This window comes from Undibacterium sp. Ji49W (genome assembly GCF_049340205.1).
GTDB lineage: Bacteria > Pseudomonadota > Gammaproteobacteria > Burkholderiales > Burkholderiaceae_D > Undibacterium.
The window spans coordinates 47324-57592 of the sequence record NZ_JBMPOW010000004.1 but is presented as its reverse complement, the minus strand read 5'-3'; the positions used below and the strand labels follow the sequence as shown (position 1 = coordinate 57592).

The following is a 10269-nucleotide window of genomic DNA, read 5'->3' as shown; positions in this document are numbered from 1 at the left end:
GTGCCGGTCAGAAAGGGCTATCTGGAAATTTAAATACGGAAACAGCAGTTGCGTATGGCAATCGGAGGGGCTGTCGTATGGCTCAACAAACGGGAAGCAGTTGTTGTTTGCGGTACGGCTATCGTGAAATCTGCAACCTCTATCACCAATACCATGCCTGCTGGTGTGAATACCTGCACAGCAGGCATTGATGGCTTATCGAGGGATTGTTTGCTCCATTCGTCTTGGGCATGGGCATGACACAGGCCAGGTTGTTCCTTGTCCATCCCTTCGCATCCAGGCATCGACGTATTGTCCGTGAATGGGGATACCTGGGCGTTACCCTGACTACTCTCCATCACCATACCCGGACAGGCGTACGAAGCCAGGGCAAGCTGCATGAACAGCATGCTGAACAGTGCAATGAACACTGCTGCCAGGCGGGATGGACGGGATAGTTTCATGGAGAACGTAATAATTTCACTCAATGCATCATAGAGAGTCAGACTTTTTGCGTCAAGTTAAGTCAGTATTCACTTGAGCTATATCATGCCAGCAGCTTATCAACACGCTAAGTTTTTTATTATAAGCTGCTGGCAAATTTACATTCTGACCAGCGTAGATTTACCAAACAGGCTCTCGATCAGGTCCACCGCCAGTACGGCGGTCTGGTTGCGGATGTCCAGTGCCGGGTTCAGTTCGACCACGTCCAGCGATGCCATCAAGCCGGTGTCTGCTACCATTTCCATACATAACTGCGCTTCGCGATAAGTTGGGCCACCCAGGACTGCGGTACCGACGCCGGGTGCAATGCCCGGGTCCAGACAGTCGAGGTCAAAGCTCACATGCAGATGGGTATTGCTGTCGAGATTAGCCAGGGCCGAAGACATGACATTGCGCATGCCATATTCATCGATATAGCGCATATCGAATACCTGCATACCCATTTCGTGGATGAAGCGCCGTTCACCATCGTCTACACTGCGTATGCCGATCAGGCGGATGTCGGTGGCTTGTATGGCTGGCGTATGGCCAGCGTAGTTGATCAACTCTTTCGGACCATGACCCATCAGGCAGGCGACTGGCATGCCGTGGATATTGCCGGTGGGGCTGATGGTGGACAGATTACTGTCGGCATGGGCATCAAACCACAATACGCGCAGCTTTTTGCCCGCGCGGCGGCAATGGGCGGCCACCGCGCTGATGGAACCTATCGCCAGACAATGATCGCCACCCAGCATCATGGGCATGTGGCCGTCACGCAAAGCCTGGTCGACGGCGTCATACACTGCCTGGTTCCAGTATATGGCTTCTTTCAGGTGACGCAGGCCGTTGACGGGTTGTTCCCAGGGGTTGGCAGGGCCATGCAGGTTGCCATGGTCGATGACTTTCAGGCCACGTGCCGTCAGGGCTTCGTTCAGGCCCGCCACACGCAATGCGTCGGGCCCCATGCCCGCGCCTCTGACGCTTGCGCCAACATCGGTTGGTGCCCCAATCAAGGAAATGGTTTTCATTCTCTGGTTTCGTTCTTGCTGTAGTGCCTGGATCAGGCGTTTATCGGTACGGCATTAGCAGTTGTGCTGCGTGCCGGATTAGTCATTGTATTACCTGCCATTCCCATGCCAAACAAATCTTTCGGGTTCATCATTTCGGGTATCAGATCGAGCACGGGTGAATTGGCATGCATCACATATTTTTCAAGATAGCGCATGGCAGAAAAATCTTCCAGCGCAAAACCGACAGAATCAAATACCGTGACCTGTTCTGCATGCGTACGGCCAGATGCCTTGCCTGCGAGGATAGTCCACAATTCGGTTACCTGGAAATCTGCCGGCATTTGTTGTAATTCACCCTCTATCCTGGATTGCGGTTCATATTCAACCACGACATGGGCACGATGCAAAATGTCGGCGTGTAATTCGGTCTTTCCGGGGCAATCGCCACCGACGCCATTGACGTGCATGCCGGGTTCTATCATGTCCGGTGTCAGTATGATGGCATTGGTTTTATCTGCCGTGACCGTGGTCACGATATCTGCACCCTTGACTGCTTCAGCAGTGGAACTGGCGCGTATCACCCGCAATGCAGGATACATGCGCAAATTATGGATTAATTTGTCGGTTGCCGCAGGGTCGATGTCATACACACGCAACTCGGTGATGCCCAGCATGGCATGAAACGCAATTGCCTGGAACTCGCTTTGCGCACCATTGCCAATCAGCGCCATGCTGCGGCTGTCTGGTCTGGCCATATAGGTAGCTGCCAGTGCCGAAGTGGCGGCCGTACGGATGGCGGTGGTCAATGTCAGTTCAGACAGCAGGTGAGGGTAGCCGGTACTGACATCGGCCAGTACGCCAAAGGCGGTGACCGTCAGCAAGCCAGACTGGGTATTTTTGGGGTGGCCATTCACATATTTGAAGGAATATTGTGTGCCGTCGGAAATAGGCATCAATTCTATGACACCCACGTCAGAGTGATTGGCCACCCGTGCCGACTTGTCAAAAGCCTGCCAGCGTAAATAATCTTCCTTGATCATGCCGGCCAGTCGTGTGATGGCGTCTTCAAGCCGGGTTTTTTTCAAGTGGTTTTGCATTTCTTGCGTGCCGATGAAGGTCACCATGATGTTCTCCGTATGTTGTAAATACCAGACTCGGGCAAAGCTGCCTTGCTGAGGCAATTTTTGCGTAAGTCCGGGCGGACTGGCGGGAACACATTTGAGAGGCTATTGCGAAATCACCCTGGTTTTCCTGATGTTGCGAGATTTCCAAGTTGTTCCTTCCAGGAAGGACAAAGCTTGCTGAAATCCACCAGACCCATTTCGCATCAGGCTCTTATGCACCTGTTGTGCTATGTATTCTGTTATCCATTGTAGCCAGCGGCAGCAAGAATTAGATTGCTAAATAAGATGTAAATTTCATGTAAATAGAAATTTAATTTCACATTTTAAAAAATTATGTGTTTAAATTTCTTATATATTGAAATTGGTAAAATATACTGAAAATCAGGAGTTTAAAATGGACGTATATGACCGCAGTATCCTGCGTCATCTGCAACAAGATGGCCGTATGAGTAATCTGAGCCTGGCTGAGCGCATTCATCTGTCGGCACCACAGACCTTGCGGCGTGTCAGGACGTTGGAAGAAAAAGGCGTGATACGCGCCTATGTCGCCCAGGTGGCACCGGAAGCATTGGGCCTGGGCGTCATGGCTTTTGTGAACCTGTCACTGGACCGTGAACAGTTCCGCAATGTGCGCGAAGTGGAACGTCAGTTGAAAGCCTTCCCCCAAATCATAGAGTGCCATACCATTTCAGGCGACTTTGATTACATACTGAAGGTGGTTGCCAGTGACTTGAAAAATCTGTCGCAATTCCTGACGGACACGTTGATGCAGGTGCCGGGTGTGGCATCTTTAAGGTCAATGATTTGCATGGAAGAAATCAAGCCAGTCAGTGGTTTGCCGATAGATTAGGCCATGCAGGGCAGGCTGCATGACTGGCAGGCGCTGGATAGCACAAGCTTCTGTCCGGCTTCCAGAGCGATAATCTGCTCTGGGTTTTGCCGGACAGAATCTGTCAATACGTCTTAATTCACGCTCACAAAGACGGGATTGGAATAGAACCACAGGCTGGCGTAGTTGCGATCATTGATCTGATTGTGACGTGTTGGATTGTCTGTAGTCGTGATTTTTGCGTCAGCCAAAGGCTCGCCATTGTCCGTCATGTCTGCGACGTTGACGCCCAGGTTGGTGCCGCGCAGGCGCAGGTACTGGTTTTTCTGTACGACCATCTGGTACTTGATGACGTTGTAACCATCTGCATCTGTTTTCCAGTCAGCGCTGGTAAAGCGTTTCAAGACCTTGGTACTGGGATTGGTCGCCACATTGTAGGCGCTGGAATCCGGTGCCGCCTTGCTGCCAACATCACCCACGATCAGATCCACATGATCCACTTTCGGTGCCTTGTTGCCGGATACGCCGCTGCCAACCGGAAATTCATAGTTATTTTTTGCCGGGCTCTTGAAGCGTATGGTGACATCAACCGTGCTGCCGTTCGCTACCTTCAGTTCTTGCCCCATGTTTTTGACATCGCTGGCATTGTTGACATTGCTGACAGTGAATTCCATTGCATTGATAAGGTCGCCAAAGACGCTGAACATTCTCCCTGATTGCAGGCTTTTGACCAATTCATTAACGCCAGCTTTCTTGTCGTTCATCCACACATAGTTTTTTGCATATTCGCCGGGGAAGTAACCACTGCTATTGCCTGCATCATCGATCTTAAAATGCGAGTCAGAATCGGCAATATTCCAGATACGGCGCCCCTCGCCAAGCAAGGCATCCCATACCCCGCCCACCTGCGCGACGATGGCATCAACCCCACCATAGACACGGTTTGGTTTGTTGGCATCGGTATAGCTGGAGGTATAACCACCGCGATCAGGTTCCATCTGGTTGCCGACCATGCCTTCTATCGAGAACATGATGTTGGGTGCCATGTCATTCATCGTACGGAAATCGGCAATCGTGTACTTGCCGGGATTGCGCGAAGGATGGTTGATGGTGATAAAACTGGTGTCAGGATAATTTTTCTTCAACCAGGAAACGGCTTGCAAGGCATCTGCTGCGGTGCTGTTGAAACGTTGCGGATATTTCGCTTTCCACTTGCTGACATCCGCCGCGTCAAATTTGCTGTCTTCCAGAGTGGTAAACAGATATTGAAATTCCTTGGCCGCTGATGTTGATGAAATCAGTTTGCCATCTGCCACATCAAAAATGCTGACACCCAGATGATCATGCGTGGGCATATCCCATTCAAAACCAGAGAAGATGGTTTTGTCTGCATAACGACCAGAAGCCTGCAAGGCCTTGATTCTGGGGATTTCATACGATTCCATGCCATACGCAAAAGGCACGGGGTTTGCCAGCAGGGCACCGTTATTGTCATATTTTGAAGAGCGCAGGTGATTGGTGATGGCTGTCCAGTCCAGGCCATAGCTGGTGAAAGCCTTGTCCAGTACGGTATCCAGTGTTTGCGTCGTGCGGGCATCGTCGGACTGTATGGTGTGCACATGCAAGTCACCTGTGGTCCATCCAGCTTGAGAATTTACGGGTAGATTCGGGTTCTGTACTTGCGTGGGGTTGTCAGAAGAACTACCGCAGCCATGTAGCAAGAAAACAGCGGAGGGAACAGCACAGGAAAGAGCAATCAAACTCAAAAAACGGGGGCGCATGGGAAATCCTTTTTTCTGATGCAATTAATTTTCATATACCGATAATTAAATATATTTGCGGTATATGAATGCATTGTAAAAGGCGACTGTTACGACAGGATTACAATCGATTTCATTCATTTGTAAGCATCACTGAATATTGATGTGTTTTGGGATGTCAGCGCAGTTTGGATGAGCCAAGTATGAACGAATGCACAATGGCATTGCGGCTAAGCAGCTTTGTTTCGATAGGGGATTGCAGGGCGGGTTGGACTTTGTGCTGTCAGCGATGGGATTAGCGAAATTAGCTATTACGCCAGCGATGAAGTACGAGTCGTGCTGGGCGGCGTGCGCCATCCGCCACGACTCGTCAAATGTATTACTTAGTGTGCCTTGGCGAAGCGCAGGGCAAATTTCTTGAAGTTACGGTAGCTTGCACCCAGGTCTTTCAGTGAATCGATGGATTCGGTAATAGATGCACCTTGCTCGTTAAAATTGCTTTTGAATTCTTCAAATGCAGATTCCAGTACGACAGCCAGTTGGTGATTGTACAAACGGCCATAGTTCAGGTGACGTCTCTTGATGCGCAATTTCATGGTGTTTCCTTTCAGTTGAAGGGCGGATTATAGAGTAATACCCGCATCTGCTTCATTTTTGTCCTTACTGCATTGGATATGGATACCTGAAAACACTCAACGCCAGCCATACATCATTTGTTCCGCCAGCATTTTTTTTGCTGGCTTGATGAGGTCCAGTGCACCCAATCCCAGTCCAAGCAGTGCCTGGTTGAAGGAGCCATCAGGGCTGCTGGCAAAGGCGCGGGCCATGCTGTCGGTAATGCGTATCGTCAGTTTTCTGTCGGCCTGGCGTTCCGCCAGGTAGGCTTGCAAGGCAGCAGCGGGATCGGTCATGGCGGCGCTGTCCTTGGTATGCTGGGCCAGCGTGCGTGCCAACGTGCGGGCCAATACGAGGCTGTCACGCAAACCCAGGTTCAGGCCCTGGCCTGCCACCGGGTGCAGGGTCTGGGCTGCATTGCCAATGGCAACCGTGCGGGCAGTGGCCTGCGCCTGGGCATTCAGGCCCAGCGGATAGGACAGGCGTGCCGAGGTTTTGATGACATTGCCCAAACGATTGCCAAATGCTGTTTGCAGCGCTTGCCTGAATGCGGCGTCATCCAGCGCCAGCAAGTGGCTGGCCTGCTCTGGCCTGACACACCATACCAGGGCATAGCCATCTTCCTGTGGCAGCAGGGCCAGCGGGCCCTGTTCAGTAAAACGTTCAAATGCACGCCCGGCGATCTGGGCGTCGGTATTCACATGGGCGATGAGGGCGGTTTGCTGGTAATCGTGGTGTTGTGTTCTTTGCTGCTGGTCACAAAAGGTACCGCCTTCGGCCTGTATCACGATGCCGGCGCTGATATGGCTGATGGCCTGCGTATCCATGCTGTCAGCCGGGCGCAGGCTCAGGCGCACATGGTCGGGCATTTCATCAATCGCGGTAATGGTGTGTGGCCGCGTGATGGTAATGCCAGATTGTGTGATTGCCTGTTGCAGCGGGTGGATGATGTCACCATACCGCGCCACATAGCCCAGTGCCGGTAAATCATAGTCGCTGGCGCGCATCAGGCTGCGGCCAAAATGGCCACGGCGTGAGACATGGATTTCGCTGATGGCGGTCACCTTGATGGGCCAGGCTTTGGCAGATTCCAGGATTTGCCTGCTGCCATACGACAGAGCGATGGAGCGTGCATCCTGCTCGGCCTGTTCTGCGGTTTTGCCATCGAACAGGGCAATGCGATCTGCCTTGAAACCCTGTTGGTGTAGCAACAGGGCCAGTGTCTGGCCTACCGGGCCGGCACCGCAAATCGCGATATCCACATCATTGATGATTTGATCCATAGGGCTTGGTATCTTAATGCCTGCGCATTTCTGCTTCAATTTCTGCCACGGTCTTGGGCGTGTCACGACTCAGGTTCAGGTGGCCGTCTGCGGTGATCAGGATATCGTCTTCTATGCGTATGCCGGTGTTCCAGTATTCTTGCGGTACGCCTTCGGCAGGCCGAACGTAAATGCCGGGTTCTATGGTGATGACCATGCCGGTCTGCAACAGGCGGTAAGGTTTTTCATCGCCGACTTTTTCATTTTCCCGATAATTGCCGACATCATGTACATCCAGCCCCAGCCAGTGGCCGGTGCCATGCATATAGAACTGCCGGTAAGCTGAACTGCTGATGGCGTCATCAAGGCTGCCTGCCTTGTTCTTATCCAGTAGGCCGGTATCAAGCATGCCCTGGGTCAGTACGCGCACGGCGGCATGATGCCCATCCATATAACGTGAGCCAGGGCGGGCACAATCCATGGCGGCCTGTTGCGCGGCCAGCACGATTTCATACAGGCGTTGCTGTGCCGTGCTGAACTTGCCGTTTGCTGGGAAAGTACGGGTGATGTCAGATGCGTAGCTGTCGTATTCACAGCCAGCGTCGATCAGCACCAGGTCGCCATCCTGTATCTGCGCCTGGTTGCTCTGGTAGTGCAAGATGCAGGCATTGCCACCGGTGGCAACGATGGAGCCATACGCCGGTGACTGTGCACCCTGACGGCGGAATTCATGCAGCAGTTCGGCTTCCAGTTCATATTCATATTTACCGGGCTGCACACTGCGCATGGCACGTGCATGGGCCATGCCGGAAATGCTGGCGGCGCGCTGCATCAATGCGATTTCAGTGGCATCCTTGAACAGGCGCATTTCGTCGATCAGTTCTCGCACATCGACTGTGATGGCTGGTGCGCGGATACCGCTGCGGCTTTTGGCTCGTACGGCTTGCAGGCTTTGCTGCAACTGTTCATCGATATGCGGTTCCATGGCGCTGCTGTAAAACAGCTTGTGGGCATCGGCCAGCAGCTCTGGCAGTTTTTCAGCCAGACTGTCAATGGGATAGGCTGCATCGAAACCAAATTCTTTTTCTGCCGCCTGCGGGCCATAGCGAAAGCCATCCCAGATTTCACGTTCGGGATTTTTTTCACGACAAAACAGAATGGCTTGCTGCTGATCAGCAGTGGCGACGAGCACGATAATGGCTTCCGGTTCATTGAAACCGGACAGGTAATAAAAATGGCTATCGTGCCGGAAAGGGAAGGTGTTGTCGTTGTTGCGTATCAATTCACGTGCAGTGGGGATGACGGCAACACCACCGCCTTGTGCCAGCATCTGCGCCTGCAGTTGCTGGCGACGGCTGATATAGCAGGGCAGCGCAGGTATAGTAGACAGAGGTGATAAGCTCATGCTGATCCTTTGAAGTTCAGGGGCGCATTCAGCGCTTCCAGTTGATCAGGGGTACCCAGATTATGCCACTCGCCGCGATACAGTTCACCACCGATGCGGCCTGCATCAATATATTCACGCAGCAAGGGGCCCAGCTTTGCATGGACACCGGGGCGTATGGCATGGAACATCTCAGGCCGGTACACGCCGATATTGCCAAAGGTATGCCGTGGTGAGCCTTCATTTGCCAGGCCCATCAGGGTCAGCGCAAAATCACCGCCAGGGTGGAAACTGGGGTTCTTGACCATATACAGCCATGCAATATCACGCTTGTCTGCCGTATGTGGATTACCCCATGGATCATTTTCTTCCAGGGTATTCAGACATTCAGCAAAATTGAAATGCGGGATATAGATATCGCCAGACACCACGATGAAGGGATCATCACCCAGCAAGTGTAAGGCCTTGGCAATACCGCCTGCGGTTTCCAGTGGCTGCTCTTCGGCAGAGTACTGGATTTTTGCGCCGAAACGGGAACCATCACCCAGGGCATCTTCTATCATATGACCCAGATGGGCATGATTGATGACCATCTCGGTGATGCCGGCCTTTACCAGGTTCAGGATATGCCAGACGATCAGGGGCCTGCCACGCACTTTCAGCAAAGGCTTGGGGCAGCTATCAGTCAAGGGGCGCATACGTTCGCCGCGCCCGGCGGCAAGTAACATGGCTTTCATGATGACGGGCCCTTAGAAGGTATAGCCAACTTGCGGCGCGTTGTCTTGCAGTTCGTCCAGCAGGCGCAGCAGCGGGATTAGTTCCTTGTAACGGTGTGAAGTCTTGCGCACGTATTCCATCACAGTAGGGATATCGCCTATGTAATGATGTTTACCATCACGGTGTGACAGACGGGCGAAGATGCCAAGAATCTTCAGATGGCGCTGCAAGCCCATCCATTCAAAATCGCGGTAGAAACTGTCAATATCGGGTGCCACTGGCAAGCCGGCACGCTTGGCTTTTTCCCAATAGCGTATGGCCCAGTCGAGCACGATTTCCTCATCCCACTGTACATAGGCGTCGCGCAACAGCGATACCAGGTCATAGGTGATGGGGCCGTAGACGGCATCCTGAAAATCGATAATGCCGGGGTTACCCTTGTCCATCCACATCAGATTGCGTGAATGGTAATCGCGGTGCACATACACTTGCGGCTGCGCCAGTGCGCTGGCCAGCAAGTGATCAAATACCTTATCGAGCGTAGCATTTTGCGTATCCGTCAGGGTCACACCCAGATGTTTGGCGACATACCATTCTTTAAAGATATTCAATTCGCGCAGCAGGAAAGGGCGGTCATATTCAGGTAATACATCCGGCTGGCTTTGCGCCTGCAACAGGATCAGGCTGTCTATGGCATCCAGATACAGCTTGTGCGCATTGTCGCTATTCAATATCTGACCATAAGTATGCATACCCATATCGGTGACCAGCAAGAAACCCTGTGCTATGTCGTGTGCCAGTACTTCGGGCACAGTCAGGTTGATGCTTTTCAATAAATTTGCCATCTTGATAAAGGCAGCGCTATTTTCAGTCGCTGGTGGGGCATCAACAGCAATCAGGCTGTTACCGTCCTCGGTATCAATTCTGTAATATTGGCGAAAGCTGGCATCGGCGGAGGCTGCACGTATGCTGTCCAGCTTCATTGCATGTCCGTTTACACCTGCAAGCCAGGTTCGCAGCGCCTGCTTGCGTTGTTCTTTTTCGATGGAGATCGCTGCAGATGCTGCAGAATTCGCTGGGATTGCTGATGAGGACATGTATAA

Annotated in this window: 10 protein-coding genes; 1 reads left to right on the top strand and 9 read right to left on the bottom strand. The window is 52.3% G+C overall.

Going from position 1 to position 10269, the window contains the following annotated elements; translation table 11 throughout:
* Window positions 1-29 precede the first annotated feature (29 nt).
* The 3 genes from ACO0LK_RS06020 to ACO0LK_RS06010 all read right to left on the bottom strand — a co-directional run bounded on the left by ACO0LK_RS06020 (window position 30) and on the right by ACO0LK_RS06010 (window position 2599).
* The gene (locus ACO0LK_RS06020; RefSeq protein ID WP_422973141.1) at window positions 30-443 is read right to left on the bottom strand and encodes a hypothetical protein; all 414 of its coding nucleotides are present in this window, start codon (window positions 441-443) and stop codon (window positions 30-32) included.
* A gap of 138 nt (window positions 444-581) precedes the next feature.
* A complete protein-coding gene (gene rocF, locus ACO0LK_RS06015) occupies window positions 582-1493 on the bottom strand; it encodes an arginase (protein WP_422973139.1) in 912 nt (303 codons plus the stop codon).
* A gap of 32 nt (window positions 1494-1525) precedes the next feature.
* On the bottom strand, window positions 1526-2599 hold the full coding sequence (locus tag ACO0LK_RS06010; protein WP_422973137.1) for an ornithine cyclodeaminase: 1074 nt from the start codon (window positions 2597-2599) through the stop codon (window positions 1526-1528).
* A gap of 394 nt (window positions 2600-2993) precedes the next feature.
* Here ACO0LK_RS06010 and ACO0LK_RS06005 point away from each other — a divergent pair, with 394 nt between their 5' ends.
* A complete protein-coding gene (locus ACO0LK_RS06005) occupies window positions 2994-3449 on the top strand; it encodes an Lrp/AsnC family transcriptional regulator (protein WP_422973135.1) in 456 nt (151 codons plus the stop codon).
* A 113-nt stretch (window positions 3450-3562) separates the two neighbouring features.
* Here the strand turns inward: ACO0LK_RS06005 and ACO0LK_RS06000 are convergent, their stop codons facing one another.
* The 6 genes from ACO0LK_RS06000 to ACO0LK_RS05975 all read right to left on the bottom strand — a co-directional run bounded on the left by ACO0LK_RS06000 (window position 3563) and on the right by ACO0LK_RS05975 (window position 10149).
* Complete coding sequence (locus ACO0LK_RS06000; RefSeq protein ID WP_422973133.1) at window positions 3563-5209, bottom strand: S-layer protein; 1647 nt, start codon at window positions 5207-5209, stop codon at window positions 3563-3565.
* A 362-nt stretch (window positions 5210-5571) separates the two neighbouring features.
* A complete protein-coding gene (locus tag ACO0LK_RS05995) occupies window positions 5572-5784 on the bottom strand; it encodes a hypothetical protein (RefSeq protein WP_422973131.1) in 213 nt (70 codons plus the stop codon).
* Window positions 5785-5880: 96 nt separating this feature from the next.
* Window positions 5881-7086, bottom strand: coding sequence for an FAD-dependent monooxygenase (locus ACO0LK_RS05990; protein WP_422973129.1), 1206 nt, complete (start codon window positions 7084-7086; stop codon window positions 5881-5883).
* A gap of 13 nt (window positions 7087-7099) precedes the next feature.
* Window positions 7100-8470, bottom strand: a complete 1371-nt coding sequence (locus ACO0LK_RS05985) for an aminopeptidase P N-terminal domain-containing protein (RefSeq protein ID WP_422973127.1) — start codon at window positions 8468-8470, stop codon at window positions 7100-7102.
* On the bottom strand, window positions 8467-9186 hold the full coding sequence (murU, locus tag ACO0LK_RS05980) for an N-acetylmuramate alpha-1-phosphate uridylyltransferase MurU (protein WP_422973126.1): 720 nt from the start codon (window positions 9184-9186) through the stop codon (window positions 8467-8469). Before murU ends, ACO0LK_RS05985 begins: the two co-directional genes overlap by 4 nt.
* A gap of 12 nt (window positions 9187-9198) precedes the next feature.
* Window positions 9199-10149: an aminoglycoside phosphotransferase family protein gene (locus tag ACO0LK_RS05975; protein WP_422973586.1), complete on the bottom strand. Its 951-nt coding sequence runs from the start codon at window positions 10147-10149 to the stop codon at window positions 9199-9201.
* Window positions 10150-10269: the final 120 nt, after the last annotated feature.